11 protein-coding genes are annotated in these 15,440 nt (G+C 71.0%); 9 read left to right on the forward strand and 2 right to left on the reverse strand.

All coding sequences use genetic code 11. The annotated features are described in order from the left end of the window. Window positions 1-2 precede the first annotated feature (2 nt). Together H7A73_RS00260 and H7A73_RS00265 are read right to left on the reverse strand one after the other, a co-directional pair. Window positions 3-1,460, reverse strand: coding sequence for an aspartate aminotransferase family protein (locus H7A73_RS00260; RefSeq protein ID WP_182064162.1), 1,458 nt, complete (start codon window positions 1,458-1,460; stop codon window positions 3-5). Beyond that, complete coding sequence (locus H7A73_RS00265; RefSeq protein ID WP_411468970.1) at window positions 1,457-1,939, reverse strand: Lrp/AsnC family transcriptional regulator; 483 nt, start codon at window positions 1,937-1,939, stop codon at window positions 1,457-1,459. The genes H7A73_RS00260 and H7A73_RS00265 overlap by 4 nt, the downstream gene beginning before the upstream one ends. A 133-nt stretch (window positions 1,940-2,072) precedes the next feature. On the opposite strand from H7A73_RS00265, the gene H7A73_RS00270 reads away from it, so the two are divergent. From H7A73_RS00270 to H7A73_RS00310, 9 genes are all read left to right on the forward strand, one after another. Next, window positions 2,073-3,527: a gamma-aminobutyraldehyde dehydrogenase gene (locus tag H7A73_RS00270; RefSeq protein ID WP_182064163.1), complete on the forward strand. Its 1,455-nt coding sequence runs from the start codon at window positions 2,073-2,075 to the stop codon at window positions 3,525-3,527. 23 nt (window positions 3,528-3,550) lie between these two features. After that, on the forward strand, window positions 3,551-4,738 hold the full coding sequence (locus tag H7A73_RS00275) for an ABC transporter ATP-binding protein (RefSeq protein ID WP_182064164.1): 1,188 nt from the start codon (window positions 3,551-3,553) through the stop codon (window positions 4,736-4,738). Beyond that, window positions 4,735-5,955 (forward strand): PotD/PotF family extracellular solute-binding protein, encoded by a 1,221-nt coding sequence (locus H7A73_RS00280; protein WP_220456571.1) that lies wholly within the window; start codon window positions 4,735-4,737, stop codon window positions 5,953-5,955. Before H7A73_RS00275 ends, H7A73_RS00280 begins: the two co-directional genes overlap by 4 nt. Further along, window positions 5,952-6,902 (forward strand): ABC transporter permease, encoded by a 951-nt coding sequence (locus H7A73_RS00285; RefSeq protein WP_139196604.1) that lies wholly within the window; start codon window positions 5,952-5,954, stop codon window positions 6,900-6,902. Before H7A73_RS00280 ends, H7A73_RS00285 begins: the two co-directional genes overlap by 4 nt. Beyond that, window positions 6,899-7,777 carry an ABC transporter permease gene (locus H7A73_RS00290; protein WP_182064165.1) on the forward strand — a complete coding sequence of 293 codons (879 nt, stop codon included), beginning with the start codon at window positions 6,899-6,901 and terminating at the stop codon, window positions 7,775-7,777. Before H7A73_RS00285 ends, H7A73_RS00290 begins: the two co-directional genes overlap by 4 nt. Before the next feature lie 224 nt (window positions 7,778-8,001). After that, the gene (locus H7A73_RS00295; protein ID WP_182064166.1) at window positions 8,002-10,563 is read left to right on the forward strand and encodes a carboxylate--amine ligase/circularly permuted type 2 ATP-grasp protein; all 2,562 of its coding nucleotides are present in this window, start codon (window positions 8,002-8,004) and stop codon (window positions 10,561-10,563) included. Next, window positions 10,563-12,392 carry an N-acetylglutaminylglutamine amidotransferase gene (locus tag H7A73_RS00300; RefSeq protein WP_182064167.1) on the forward strand — a complete coding sequence of 610 codons (1,830 nt, stop codon included), beginning with the start codon at window positions 10,563-10,565 and terminating at the stop codon, window positions 12,390-12,392. The genes H7A73_RS00295 and H7A73_RS00300 overlap by 1 nt, the downstream gene beginning before the upstream one ends. Then, window positions 12,389-14,353, forward strand: a complete 1,965-nt coding sequence (locus H7A73_RS00305) for a S9 family peptidase (RefSeq protein ID WP_182064168.1) — start codon at window positions 12,389-12,391, stop codon at window positions 14,351-14,353. The genes H7A73_RS00300 and H7A73_RS00305 overlap by 4 nt, the downstream gene beginning before the upstream one ends. Before the next feature lie 181 nt (window positions 14,354-14,534). Beyond that, entirely contained in the window at window positions 14,535-15,437 is a 903-nt protein-coding gene (locus H7A73_RS00310; protein ID WP_182064169.1) for a GNAT family N-acetyltransferase, read from the forward strand. Window positions 15,438-15,440 lie beyond the last annotated feature (3 nt).

A 15,440-nucleotide genomic window follows, 5' to 3' on the forward strand; every position in this document is an offset into this window, starting at 1 on the left:
GGTCAGATCTTCGTCCAGGCCTCGGACAGGACACTGCGCAGGATCGACGTCATCTCGCGGAACTCCGGCTGCCCGATCGTCAGCGGCGGTGCGAGCTGCACGACGGGGTCACCGCGGTCGTCGGCCCGGCAGTACAGCCCCGCGTCGAACAGCGCCTTCGACAGGAACCCGCGCAGGAGCCGCTCGGACTCGTCGTCGTCGAAGGTCGTCTTGGTGGCCTTGTCCTTGACGAGCTCGATGCCGTAGAAGTAGCCGTCACCGCGGACGTCCCCGACGATCGGCAGGTCGAGCAGGGTGTCGAGTTCGGCGCGGAAGAGCGGGGCGTTCTGCTGCACGTTGGCGAGCAGTCCCTCTTCCTCGAAGATGTCGAGGTTCTCCATCGCGACGGCGGCCGACACCGGGTGGCCGCCGAACGTGTACCCGTGGTAGAAGGTCGTGTCGCCCTTGGCGAACGGCTCGAAGAGCCGGTCGCTGATGATCGTCGCGCCGATCGGGGAGTACCCGGAGGTCATCGCCTTGGCGCACGTGATCATGTCCGGCACGAAGCCGTAGGTGTCGCAGGCGAACATCGTGCCGATCCGGCCGAAGGCGCAGATGACCTCGTCCGAGACGAGCAGTACGTCGTACTCGTCGCAGATCTCGCGCACCCGCTGGAAGTACCCGGGCGGCGGGGTGAAGCAGCCGCCGGAGTTCTGCACCGGCTCGAGGAACACCGCGGCGACGGTGTCGGGGCCCTCGAACTCGATCATCTCGCGGATCCGCTCCGCCGCCCAGAAGCCGAACTGCTCCTCGGTGCCCCCGGGGAAGCCCATCTCCTCGGCGCGGTACGAGTTCGTGTTCGGGACCCGGAAGCCGCCGGGGGTCAGGGGCTCGAACATCTCCTTCATCGCCGGGATGCCGGTGATCGCCAGGGCGCCCTGCGGGGTGCCGTGGTAGGCGACCGCGCGGGAGATCACCTTGTGCTTCATCGGCTTGCCCTGGAGCTTCCAGTAGTACTTCGCGAGCTTGAAGGCGGTCTCCACCGCCTCGCCGCCGCCGGTGGAGTAGAAGACCTTGTTGAGGTCCCCGGGGGCGTGCTCGGCCAGCCGGTCGGCGAGCTCGATCGCCGCGGGGTGCGCGTACGACCAGATCGGGAAGAAGCTCAGCGTCTCCGCCTGCTTCGCCGCCATCTCGGCCAGGCGCTTCCGCCCGTGCCCGGCGGCGACGACGAACAGGCCGGACAGCCCGTCGATGTACTCCTTGCCGTGGCTGTCGTAGACGTGGTGGCCCTCGCCGCGCACCATGATCGGCACGTCGGCGCCGGCCTGGTTCGCACCGTGCCGGGCGAAGTGCATCCACAGGTGGTCCCGGGACTTCCGCTGCAGGTCGGCGTCGTCGACCGGTGCGAACGGGTCGTAGGAGTGGAGGCGAGCGGCCGGGCCCGTCGTGGTCCGGCCTGTGGCCTGTTCGGAGATGGTCATCGCGTTCCCCAGTCGTAGAGCTGTTTGCGGAGTTGCAGGTAGACGAAGGTCTCGGTGCCGGCGACGCCCGGGATGGCCCGGATGGTGCCGTTGAGCAGTTCGATCAGGTCGTCGTCGTCCTCGCACACGACCTCGACCAGCAGGTCGAAGCTGCCGGCGGTCATCACGAGGTAGTCGACCGCCGGCAGCTGTTCCAGGGCATCGGCGACGGTTCGGGTGTCGCCGCTGACCCGGATGCCGATCATCGCCTGGCGGTGGAAGCCCAGTTGCATCGGGTCGGTGACCGCGACGATCTGCATGACGCCGGTCTCGGTCAGCTTCTGCACGCGCTGTCGGACCGCCGCTTCACTGAGACCGACGGCCTTGCCGATCTCGCCGTACGGGCGGCGCCCGTCCGCCTGGAGTTGTTCGATGATCCGCTTCGAGGTGTCGTCGATCGGTCCCGGACGTCGTGGTGCTGCCGCCATGCCGGACAGCATGGCAGCGAGGTTCGGGGTGCGCAAGGGATTCCGTTGTGAACACCGTGTTTCGCGACGATTTCCGTTGTTACGGTTCTCCACAACCTCCGGATCCTTCTTCCGCGCCGCTGGAATCCGTGTCAGTATCACCGCCATGCTGGACGCACAGAGCACGGCGACGGCGGACACCGACACCCGGGTCCTGCGGAACTTCGTCGGGGGTACCTGGGTCGAGTCGACCGCCGACACCACGTTCGACCTGGTCGACCCGACCGACGAGCACGTCTACGGCACGTCCCCGGTGTCCACCCCTGCCGACGTCGACGCCGCCTTCGGTGCGGCGGCGACCGCGTTCGAGACCTGGCGCCGCACCACCCCCGGCGAACGACAGCTCGCCCTGTTCCGGATCGCCGACGCGATGGAGCAGCGGGCGTCGGAGTTCGCCGACCTCGAGTCGCTCGACACCGGGAAGCCCCGCGCCACCCTGGTCGAGGACGAGATCCTGCTGTCCGTCGACCAGATCCGCTTCTTCGCCGGAGCCGCCCGCAACCTCGAGGGTCGCAGCGCCGGCGAGTACATGACCGACCACACCTCGTTCGTCCGGCGCGAGCCCATCGGTGTCGTGGCCCAGGTCACCCCGTGGAACTACCCGCTCAACATGGCCGTGTGGAAGTTCGCCCCGGCGCTCGCCGCGGGGAACACCACCGTGCTCAAGCCGAGCGACACGACACCCCTGTCGACGCTGCTGCTCGCCGAGGTCGCCGCGGAGTTCCTGCCGCCGGGGGTCCTGAACGTCGTCGTGGGGGACCGCACCACCGGTGCCGCGATGGTCGACCACCCCACCCCGCAGCTCGTGTCCATCACCGGGTCCGTCCGCGCCGGCACGGAAGTCGCCCGCGCCGCCGCCGGTGACCTCAAGCGCACCCACCTCGAGCTCGGCGGCAAGGCCCCCGTGATCGTGTTCGACGACGCGGACATCCCCGCCGCCGTCGCCGGCATCGTCGCCGCCGGGTTCTTCAACGCCGGACAGGACTGCACCGCGGCCACCCGGTTGCTCGTGCAGGACGGCATCCACGACGAGTTCGTGGCGGCGCTCGCAGAAGAAGCACGGCACAACGCGCGAACCGGGTCAGACGGTTACTTCGGTCCGGTGAACAACGCGAACCAGCTCGCCCAGGTCCGGTCGTTCCTCGACACGCTCCCCGACCACGCCACGGTCGAGCTCGGCGGCGCACGACAGGGCGACCGCGGGTACTTCCACGAGGCCACGATCGTCTCCGGTCTGCGCCAGGACGACCGTGCCGTGCAGCAGGAGATCTTCGGTCCGGTGCAGACCGTGCAGCGGTTCTCGACGGAACAGCAGGCCCTGACGTGGGCGAACGGCGTCGAGTACGGGCTCGCGAGCTCGGTGTGGACGACCGACCACTCCCGGGCGATGCGCTTCGCCCGCGACCTGGACTCCGGCTGCGTGTGGATCAACACGCACATCCCGATCGTCGCCGAGATGCCCCACGGCGGGTTCAAGCACAGCGGGTACGGCAAGGACCTGTCCCAGTACGGCTTCGACGACTACACCCGCATCAAGCACGTCATGTCCTACATCGGCTGAGGCCGACAACCCCTGGAGGCACCATGGCAACGACCGGAACGTTCGCCGAATCGGGAGCCGATCTGCGGCTCGACCAGATCACGAAGTCCTTCCCCGGCCACACCGCGGTGGACAGCCTCGACCTGACGGTGCCTGCCGGCTCGTTCTTCGCGTTGCTCGGTCCGTCGGGCTGTGGCAAGACGACGACCCTGCGGCTCGTCGCCGGGCTCGAGGAACCCACGAGCGGCACCATCACCATCGGCGGCCAGGACGTCACCGACACGAAGCCGTACCAGCGGCCCGTCAACACGGTGTTCCAGAACTACGCGCTGTTCCCGCACATGAGCGTGCTCGACAACGTCGCGTTCGGACTGAAGCGCCGCCGGATCCCGGACCCGATGACGAAGGCGAAGGAAGCGCTGCGGCTCGTCGAGCTCGAGGGGTCGGCGTCGAAGCGCCCCGCCCAGCTCTCCGGTGGCATGCAGCAGCGCGTCGCCCTGGCCCGAGCAATCGTGAACCGGCCGGCCCTGCTGCTGCTCGACGAACCGCTCGGCGCCCTCGACCTGAAGCTCCGCCACCAGATGCAGCTCGAGCTGAAGACGATCCAGGCCGAGGTCGGGCTCACGTTCCTGCACGTCACCCACGACCAGGAAGAGGCGATGACGATGGCCGACACGGTCGCCGTGATGAACGGCGGCCGGATCGAGCAGATGGGCAGCCCGCAGGACCTGTACGAGCTGCCGCGCACGGCGTTCGTCGCGAACTTCCTCGGCCAGTCGAACCTGCTCGTGGGCGAGGTCCGCGGCACCGATGCCGGCCTGCTCGTCGTCGCCACCGCGGCCGGGTCCATCGCGGTGCCCGCCGACCGTGCCGTCGCCACGACCGGTCGCGTCGTCGTCGGCGTCCGGCCCGAGAAGCTCAAGATCCGCACCGCGGAACCGGCCCCCGAGGCCGGACGGAACATCCTCGGCCCCGGTCGGGTCGTGGACGTCTCGTTCTCCGGCGTCAGCACCCAGTACCTGGTCGACGTGCCGGGCGCCGGGCGCGTCTCGGTGTTCGCGCAGAACTCGAAGGGCGGGCCGCGCATCGCGACCGGTACCGAGGTCTGGCTCACGTGGGGCGTCGACCACGGTTTCGGCCTGGAGGCGCACCCCGCGTCGGACGCGACCGTCACCACCCACAGCGCCCCGGGCCTCCAGGCCGTCCCCGCCACGGCGGGATCGCTCGCGTGACCGGCGCGGTGCCCGGTCCGGACCTGCTGCGCGGGCTGACGTCGGCCCGCGTGAGCCGACGCGGCCTGCTCGCCGGCGGCGGGGCCGCCGCGCTGGCCGCCCTGCTCACCGGTTGCAGCATCAAGGGCTCCGTCGCCGCCGGCGCCGAGGACACCGTCGACTGGGCGGCGTTCTGGAAGGACGCGAAGGCGACCGGCACCCTGAACTTCGCGAACTGGCCGCTGTACATCGACTCCGACCACGGCAAGTCCGAGTCCCTGGCGCTGTTCAAGGAGGAGACCGGGATCGCGGTCGACTACCAGGCGGTGATCCAGGACAACGCGACCTTCTACGCCACCGTCTCCCCGATCCTGCGGGCGCACGGTGCGACCGGCTACGACCTCGTCGTCATGACGAACGGGTTCGAGCTGACCCAGATGATCAAGAACGGGTTCGTGTGCGAGCTCGACCACTCGCGGCTGCCGAACTTCGCCGCGAACGCCTCGGACTCCGTGAAGGACCCCATCTACGACCCGGGCAACAAGCACTCCGTCGTCTGGCAGACCGGGTTCACCGGGCTCGCCTACAACCCGAAGTACACCGGGCGGAAGATCACCTCGCTCAAGGACCTGCAGGACCCGGCGTTCAAGGGCCGCATCGGACTGATGAGCGACAACACCGAACTCGGGTCGCTCGGACTGCTCGCGCTCGGCATCGACCCGGAGACCTCGACCCCCGCCGACTGGCGGAAGGCCCAGGCGTGGCTGCGCGAACTGCGGCCGAGCGTCACCGGCTTCTACGACCAGAGCTACATCAACCGGTTGGAGAACGGCGACACCTGGATCACCCAGGCGTGGTCGGGCGACGTGTTCCAGGCGCAGCAGTCCGGGTTCCCCGACCTGGAGTTCGTCACGCCGGAAGAGGGGCAGATGACCTGGCACGACAACATGCTCATCCCGCGGCAGGCCGCGAACCCGGTGTCGGCGCTCGAGTGGATGAACTTCTACTACACGCCGAAGGTCGCCGGGATCGTCGAGGACTGGGTGAACTACGTCTGCCCGGTGCCCGCGGCCGAGGACTACGTGCGCGACGAACTCGACGACGCCACCGTGGCGGACAGCCCGCTCGTGTTCCCCTCTGCGGACGTCCTGGAGCAGTCACACGAGTTCCGGGTGTTCGAGAACTACGACGAGTACTCGGAGTGGAACGGCATCTTCAACGCGGTGGTGCAGTCGTGAGCGCGGTCGGGGTGGCGCCGGGGCTCGGCCCCGGTGGTCCCGGTGGTTCCGCCGGTCCTTCCGGTTCCGCGCCGGTGCGGCGGGGACGCCGTCGGAGCACACCGTTCTTCCTGGCGCTCGTCGGCACCGCGTACCTCTGCGTGTTCTTCGTCATCCCGTTGGTGTCCGGGCTGATCGTCTCGCTCATGACCGGCAACCCGGACGACGGCTACACGTTCACCTGGAACTTCGGGATCTACGGCTCGCTGTTCGTCGACCCGCAGGTGCCCTACCTGACGTTCCTGCTCCGGTCGCTCTGGTACGGCGCCGCCGCCACGATCGCCTGCATCGTCGTCGGGTACCCGGTGGCGTACTTCATCGCGTTCCGGGTGTCGCCGCGGTGGAAGAACCCGCTGCTCATGCTCGTCTTCATCAGCTTCCTGGTGTCGTTCATCATCCGCACCGACATGTGGGCGTTCGTGCTCGCGTCGCAGGGCCCGGTCGTCACGACCCTGCAGGCGCTCGGGCTGGCCGGCAAGGACTTCCACATCCTCGGCACCGGCGGCGCGGTGATCTTCGGCGACGCCTACAACGACCTGGCCTTCATGGTGCTGCCGATCTACGCCGCCCTCGAGCGCATCGACCCACGACTCGGCGAGGCCGCGAACGACCTGTACGCCGGCAAGTTCCGGGCGTTCTGGCACACCACGCTGCCGCTGTCCCGCTCGGGCATCTTCGCCGGGGTGCTGCTGGTCTTCATCGACAGCGTCGGCGACCCGGTGAACTCGGCCCTGCTCGGGGGCACGAACACGTACACGATCGGTCAGGCGATCCAGGACGCCTACTCCGGCAACCAGCAGTACAACGTCGCCGCGGCCCTGTCGACCGTGCTCATGGTCGTGCTCGGCATCATCCTGTTCATCTACGCCCGCGTCTCCGGCACCGACGACCTCGAGGACCTCGTATGACCGCCGTCGCACCGTCCCGTTCCGCCGCCGCTCCGGCCTCGCCGGTGACCGGTCCTGCCGCCGGTCGTCCGCGTCGCCACGGTGTGAACCGTCGCGGGCCCTGGCTCGCCATCGTGTACTGGGTGACGATCGCGATCACCCTGGTGCCGATCGTCTACATGATCGTGTATTCGTTCAACGACGCCCCCACGAACCGGCTGTCCTTTGCCTGGAACGGATTCACGACCTACTGGTACGCGAACCTGGTGAACGTGTCCGGGCTCGGGGCGGCGTTCGTCACGTCGGTGGTCGTCGCGTTCCTCGCCGCCATCATCTCCGTCGCGATCGGACTGCCCCTCGCGCTGGCGCTGGAGCGGTACCGGTTCCCGGGTCGCGGTGTCGTGAACACCGTCGTGTTCGCCGACATCGCGGCGCCGTCGATCGTCGTCGGTTCCGCGTCGCTCTCCTTCTTCCTGTCGGTGGGGCTCGGCACCGGGTTCCTGACCGTGCTCATCACGCACGTCGCGTTCGACGTCGCCTACGTGGTGGTTGTGCTGCGGGCCCGGATCGCGGGGACCTCGCGGGCGCTCGAGGAGGCCGCCGGTGACCTCGGGGCGACACCGTTCCAGGCCTTCCGGCTCGTCACCCTGCCGCTGCTGGCGCCGGGCATGCTCGCCGCGGGGCTGCTGGCGCTGGCGATGTCGATCGACGACTACGTGATCACCTCGTTCGTCGCCGGGCCCGCGGTCACCTTCCCGCTGTTCGTGTACGGCGCCGCGAAGGCCGGGATGCCGCCGCAGGTGCTGTGCTTCGGGACGCTCGTGTTCGCGGTGGGGCTGCTCGTCGCGCTGCTGAACGGGGCGCTCAACCGGCGGCTGGCGCGCACGCGGGGGTAGGCGGCGGCCCGCACGGTGCGGCTTTCGCGGGCTGGTGCGGGGTTGCGCGCGTGGTGCGTGCTCCCCGGGGCGCACGGTGCGTGGAGGCTCGCACGGGAGACGAGGCGCGCACGGTGCCGACGGCAGTTCGGTGGACGTGACCAGCGGTGGACGGGCGTGTTACGGGCACGAGTCGGGCGGTGTGCCGCGGTGCGCACCACGGCCGCCCCGCGTAGGTTCCAGCCATGAGTGCAGAGCTGACGCTCGGCGCCGAGGAAGAGCTGCACCTCATCGACCTCGAGTCCGGCCGACTTTCCGCGAAGGCCCCGCGCCTTCTGCCCAAACTGCCCACCGACCGCTTCGGCGCGGAGCTGCAGCGCACGACGATCGAGACGAACACCCCGGTGGTGCGGACCCTCGACGACCTGCGGCGAGTGATCGTCGACCTGCGCAGTGAGCTCAGCGCCGCGATCGCCCCGGCCGGGGTCACGATCGCCGCCGTCGGTACCGCCCCGAGGTCGGAGTACGCCGACTTCGAGCTGAGCTCCGGCGGTCGGTACGGCCGGATGCAGGAGCAGTACCGGATGCTCGTCGACGAACAGCTCATCTGCGGCCTGCAGGTGCACGTCGGGGTGAGCGACCGCGACCTGGCGGTGCTGATCGCCCAGCGGGTGGCACCCGTGCTCCCGGTACTGCTCGCGCTGAGCGCGTCGAGTCCGTTCTGGAACGGGCAGGACACCGGGTACGCCTCGTTCCGGAGCATCATCTGGCAGCGGTGGCCGTCGGCCGGCAGCTTCGGTCCGGTTGCGGACGCCGCCGAGTACGACCGGGTGCTCGACGACCTGATCGCATCGGGCGTGATCGCCGACAGGAAGATGGCCTACTTCGACGTGCGGCCGTCGTCGCACGCGCCGACGCTCGAGCTGCGGGTCTGCGACGCGACCCCGGTGGTGGACGACGCCGTGCTCATCGCCGGACTCTTCCGCGCCGCCGTGCGCAAGGCCGAGAAGTCGGTCGTGTCCGGCGCCGAGTGGCACCCGCGCAGCGAACCCCTGCACCGTGCGGCGATGTGGCAGGCCGCCCGCTCCGGCTTGAGCGGGGAACTGGTCGGACTGGGGCAGCACCCCGAACGGCTGCCCGCCGAGGTCGCGGTGCGCCAGCTCGTGTCCCGCCTGCGCCCGGAGCTCGAGGAGCTCGGCGACTGGGGCACGGTGACGGAGCTGCTCGACGCGACCCTGGCCCGCGGCAACTCCACCGACCGGCAGCGCACCGCGTACGCCGAGCGTGGGGAGATGGACGACGTCGTCGCCCTGGTGGTGGAGGACACCGCGGGGCTCCCGTCCGGACGCGACGAGGACCCGGTGGTCCCGATCCCCGGGTACCGCGTCCGTGCCGGCGACGAGGCGGTCGGCCCCGGGGCGCGCCCACGTCCGGCGTTCCGTGACCTGGCGGCCTTCTTCACCGGCTGGGACGCCGAGACCGCGATCGACCGCTGCACCGCCCGCGACGTCTGGACCCGCGAGCACCACGTCGGCTTCGTGGTCGACGGCGGCGCGCAGGAGTTCGGCTGCGACCTGGTGCCCCGGATGATCAGCGCGTACGAGTGGTCGCAGCTCGAGCGTGGCCTGGGGCAGCGTGCCCGGGCGATCGAGCTGTTCCTGCGTGACGCGTACGGCGAGCGGCGGATCGTGGCCGACGGCGTGCTGGACGCGGACCACTTCGTCGGCGCGACGGGCTGGGACCCGGACGCCACCCGGCTGCCGGCGACCGCCGTCCGTGCGCCGGTGCTCGGGTTCGACCTGGTGCGCAACGAGTTCGGCGGCTGGCGGGTGCTCGAGGACAACGTCCGCTCGCCCTCGGGCGTCGCGTACGGCATCGCCCTGCGCGAGCTGATGGACGACGTCGTGCCGGACGCCCCGCGGCCGGCGCACCTGCGCGACCCGCACGGCGTGATCGACCGGCTCCGCCGGACCCTCTGCGCGAACACCACCGCGGTGACGGGCGCAACCGACCCCGTGATCGCACTGGTCAGCGACGGCCCCGCCGCCGGCGCGTGGTTCGAGCACCGCAGGCTGGCCGACGGTGCCGGGATGCGCCTGGTGTCCGGGTCGGACCTGGACGTCCGTGACGGACACGTGGTCGACGCGACGACGGGTGACGTGCTCAACGGACTGTACCTGCGGATCGACCGCGACGTCAGTGCGCTGACGGCGGAGCACGCTCCCGACCTCGGTGCGCGGATCCTCGACGCGGCCGAGGCAGGACGCGTTTACCTGGCGAACGCGCCCGGCAACGCGCTGGTCGACGACAAGGCGATGTACGTCACCGTGCCGGACCTGATCTGGTACTACCTGGACGAGAAACCCCTGCTGGCATCGGTACCGACGTACCGCACGAGCATCGAGGTCGAACGGCTGTCGGTCCTCGACCGCGTCGGGGAACTCGTCACGAAGCCGGTCGACGGCGAGGGCGGCCGCGGGGTCTTGATCGGACCGAGCGCCAGCGCCCCCGAGGTGGCCGAGCGACGCCGCGAGATCGCCGCGGACCCCGCCGGGTGGGTGGGGCAGGAGGTGGTGCAGCTGTCCTCGCACCCGACGATCGGACCAGCCGGTCTCGACCCGCGGCACGTGGACCTGCGGGCCTTCGTGTACGCGACGGGGACCGGACCGGATGACGTGCACCTGGCCGACGTCGCCCTGACGCGCGTCGCGCCCGAGGGCAGCATGGTCGTCAACTCGTCGCAGGGCGGCGGCGCGAAGGACACGTGGATCGTCGGGAACCCGGCGGACACCGAGGGAGAGCGCTGATGTGTGGACTCGCGGGTGAGATCCGGTTCGACGGCCGAGCGCCGGACGTCGGGGCGGTCGCCCGGATGACCGGCTGCATGACGCACCGCGGCCCGGACGGCGACGGCCTGTGGGCTCGCGGCCCGGTCGCCCTCGGGCACCGACGGCTGTCCATCGTCGACCTGTCCACCGCGGGCGCGCAGCCGATGGTGCTGGCCGAGGCGGGGCTGACGATCGCCTACAACGGGATGGTCTACAACTACCGGCAGCTCCGCGACGAGCTGCACGGCAAGGGGCACCGGTTCGCGTCGACGTCGGACACCGAGGTCATCGCCCTGGCGTACGCCGAGTGGGGCACCGCGTTCGTCGACCACCTGATCGGGATGTTCGCCATCGCCATCTGGGAGCACGGCAGCGGCCGGCTGGTGCTGGCGCGGGACCGGCTCGGGATCAAGCCGCTCTACGTCGCACCCGTCCCGGGCGGGCTGCGGTTCGCTTCGTCCCTGCCGGCGATCCTGGCCGGCGACGCCGGCAGCGGAGGCAACGGCAGCGCGAGCGGCACCGGCACCAAGGAAGTCGACACGTCCATCGACCCCGTCGCCTTCGCCTCGTACATGAGCTTCCACTCGATCGTCCCCGCGCCCCGCACGATCCTGGCCGGCGTCGGCAAGCTCCCGCCCGCGACCGTCCGGCTGATCGACCCCGACGGCACCGCGCTCGACACCGTCTACTGGGAGCCCCGCTTCGAGCGCGACCCAGCCAAGTCCGACTGGTCCGAGCGCGACTGGGAGCAGGCGTTCATCGGCTCGCTCCGCACCGCCGTCGAGCGACGGATGGTCGCCGACGTCCCCGTCGGGGTGCTGCTCTCCGGCGGGATCGACTCCTCGCTCGTGGTCGGACTGCTCGCCGAGGCCGGGCAGCAGGACCTCGCCACGTTCAGCATCGGCTTCGAGGCGGCCGGCGGTGAGTCCGGCGACGAGTTCGAGTACTCCGACCAGGTCGCGGAGCACTTCGGCACCGACCACCACCGCATCCACATCCCCTCGTCGCGCCTGCTCGACGGCATCGACGGTGCGGTCGCCGCCATGAGCGAGCCGATGGTCAGCCACGACTGCGTCGCCTTCTACCTGCTGTCGCAGGAGGTCTCGCAGCACGTCAAGGTGGTGCAGTCCGGCCAGGGCGCCGACGAGGTGCTCGCCGGCTACGACTGGTACCCGCCGCTCGCCGACGTGCCGCGCGACCAGGCCGCCGAGGCCTACCGCTCCGTGTTCATGGACCGCCGCTGGCCGGCGCTGCAGGGCCTGCTCGGGGAGCGGTGGAAGAGCGACGACGACACCCCGTCGGCGTTCGTGGACCGCCAGTTCGCACGGCCGGGAGCAGAGACCAGCGTCGACGCCGCGCTCCGCAGCGACACCACGATCATGCTCGTCGACGACCCGGTGAAGCGCGTCGACAACATGACGATGGCGTGGGGCCTCGAGGCCCGCGTGCCGTTCCTGGACCACGAGTTCGTCGAGCTCGCTGCCGCGATCCCGCCGTCGATGAAACTCACCGACGGCGGGAAGGGCGTGATGAAGCGCGCCTCGCGCGGGATCGTGCCCGACGCCGTCATCGACCGCAGCAAGGGCTCGTTCCCGGTCCCCGCCATCCGGCAGCTCGAGGGCCCCTACCTGGAGCGCGTCCGCGACGCGCTGCACGCACCCGAGGCGCGGGAGCGCGGACTCTTCGACCCCGCCACCGTCGAGCGGATGCTGCAGGACCCGAACAGCACCAGGACCGCGATCGGCGCGAACGCGCTCTGGCAGCTCGGCCTGATCGAGATGTGGCTGCAGCAGCAGGGGGTGCGGTGACCGTGGGTTCCGTCCGGACTGGAGGCGCGCAGGGCGTCGCTTCGTCGGCCACCGTCGAGCCGTCGGCCACCGTCGAGCCGTCGGTCACCACCAGGGCCGCGGCCGACCTGGGAGCGCAGCTCACCGCCGCCTGGGGATCGTGGGGACCGACCATGACCCGGAACGCCCGGCGCGTGGCGTTCGTGTCCGACCGGCACGGCACCCCCGAGGTCTTCGTGCAGGACGTCGTCGTCGACGGCGAGCCGCCGCAACCGGTGCGGATCGCGCTGTCCGACGACCCGGTGATCCGGGTGTCGTGGTCGTCCGACGGGGAGTGGCTCGCCGTCGCCATCGCGACCGACGGCGGCGTGAAGCAACAGGTCTGGGTGGTGCGGCCGGACGGCTCCGACGCCGCGCAGATCGCCGGCTCGCGGTACCAGCACGCCGAACTCGGACCGTGGAGCCGCAGCGGCCACCGGGTCGTCATCACCCTGCCCTCGACCGAAGCCGACCAGCCGGCTCGCTCGTACCTGGTCGACCCGGTCTCCGGCGACCGCGACGACCTGGCCGTGGGGGAGCTCATCCACATCCTCGACCTGTCGGTGGAGGAACGGCTCGTCGTGCTGAGCGACGGCCAGCGCGGCCAGGAGTTCGTCGTCGTGGTCGACCGGCTCACCGACGAGAGCCACGCCCTGTTCGCCGACGACCCCGACGGGTCCGCCGAGATCGCGTTCCTGCGACCCGCGCCCGCGAGCGAGACCAGCCCGCTCGTCGCCTACGTCGCCACCGAGGCCGGACTGCCCCGCCGCGGACTCGTCGCGCAGCCGGTCGGGCCGCACGGCTGGCGTGGCACACCCCGGCCGATCGTCGAACGCGACGACGCCGAGCTCGAGTACCTGGACGCCGACGACGCCGGCCGCACGCTGCTGCTCGTCTGGAACGTCGACGGGCGCAGCGAACTCGACCTCATCAACACCCACGACGCCTCGCGCACCCCGGTGCCGGACCTGCCCGGGTACGTCGTCACCGATCCCGTGCTCAGCCGCGACGGCCGGAGCGTGCTGCTCGCCGTCGAGGGGCCGACCCGGCCGCGCGAACTGTGGCGGCTCGACACGAACGCGCTGACCTGGAGCCGGGTCACCGACGTGCCGGCGCTGCCCGACGTGCAGCTGGTCGAGCCGACGCTCGAACGGTTCGCCGCCCGTGACGGACTGGAGCTGACCGGCTGGCTGTACCGGGCCGTGGAGCCGACCGCGTCGGTGGCGGGAGCCGACGTCGGAACGCATGTCGGGCCTCCCGGCCGCGCAGCGCTCGTCCACCTGCACGGCGGACCGGAGTCGCAGGAACGACCCACGTTCTCGCCGCAGCACCAGGCGCTCGCCGCCGCCGGGGTGACCGTGTTCGCGCCGAACATCCGTGGGTCCTCCGGGTACGGTCACGAGTTCGTGCACGCCGACGACCTGGCGCTGCGGTGGAACGCGCTCGCCGACGTCGTCGACTGCGCGCGGTTCCTGGTGACCAACGGGTACGCCGAGCGGTCCCGGGTCGCCGTCGAGGGACGCTCGTACGGTGGGTACGCGACGCTCGCGTCGTTGGCGTTCACGCCCGACGTGTTCGCAGCCGGGGTCGCGGTGTGCGGGATGAGCGACTTCGCGACCTTCTACCGCGACACCGAACCGTGGATCGCGGCTGCTGCCGCCACGAAGTACGGCCACCCCGTCGAGGACGAAGCCCTGCTCGCGGCACTGTCGCCGATGCGCGCGATCGACGACGTCACGGCGCCGTTGCTCGTCGTGCACGGTGAGCTCGACACGAACGTGCCGATCGGTGAGGCGCACCAGGTGGTCGCGGCGCTGCGGGAGCGGTCGCACGACGTGGAGTACCTGGAGCTCGAGGGCGAGGGGCACGAGTACCGGCGGGCGTCCTCGCAGGCGCTGCTCGTGCGGCGGATGGTGGAGTTCGTGGCGGCGCGGCTGGGGTGAGGCGGGCGCGGGGCGCTCGGTCTGGTGCGAGGTTCCGTACTCCGTGCGGTGCACGTGCGCTCGCACCGAGTACGGAACCTCGCACGGGCCGTGGGCCCCCTCGCACCGTGCGAGCCGCGGCACGGCGTCACCGGGTGCAACGATGCGCTGGCGGCGCTCGCCGCGGGCGGAGAATGGTGGGATGACGACGACTGCGCTTATCCGGCCCGGAGAGGTCCTCGTGACCTCGGCAGCGGACGTCGAGCAGGTCGTGCAACGCGCCACGAACCAGTACGCCTCGGGCGTCGTCGCGGACACCGCCGGGTGGGCGGACGGCGATCGCCGCCGGATCGAGGACCTCGGGTTCCGTGGTGGTGACTCCCGCGGTGAGGCGCTCCGGACGCTCGACCTGACCATCGCCGACGACGGCACGCCGACGCGGATGCTCGACGCACCCGCCATGGCCGCACTGAACAGCCACCATGCGCGGTTCGCCGAGCGGCGCGGCGACGTGGTCCGCTACCAGACCGACGTGTCGGTGTGGACGGGGATTCCCGAGCAGCCCACGCCGCAGGACTGGGAGGACGTCCGGGCGCTGCTCGGGTCGGGCGGGATGCTCGGCGTCGGTGCGGCTGCCGTCCTGCCCGAGGGGTGGGAGCTCGTCGAGGGTGCCGGCGGCGTACAGCTCACCGGTGAGGCGATCGACGGTGCGCCGGACCCCGAGGCCGTCGTGCTGACGCCCGACGACGTGCCGGAGATGACCGCCCTGGTGGAGCGGACGAAGCCGGGGCCGTTCCTGCCGCGCACGATCGAGCTCGGCACGTACCTGGGCATCCGGCGGGACGGACGGCTCGTCGCGATGGCGGGGGAGCGCCTGCACCCGCCGGGGTGGACCGAGATCAGCGCGGTGTGCACGGACGAGGCGTACCGGGGGCAGGGGTTCGGGCGTCGGTTGGTGCTCGCCGTCGCGCACGGGATCCGGGAGCGTGGGGAGACCCCGCTCATGCACGCGGCCGCCGGGAACACCGGGGCGATCGGGCTGTACCAGCACCTCGGCTTCCGACTGCGGGACCGTGGGGCGCCGCGGTTCGTGCGGGTGCCGTGAGCT

It is taken from the genome of Curtobacterium sp. ME12 (genome assembly GCF_903970855.1).
Lineage (GTDB): Bacteria > Actinomycetota > Actinomycetes > Actinomycetales > Microbacteriaceae > Curtobacterium > Curtobacterium poinsettiae_A.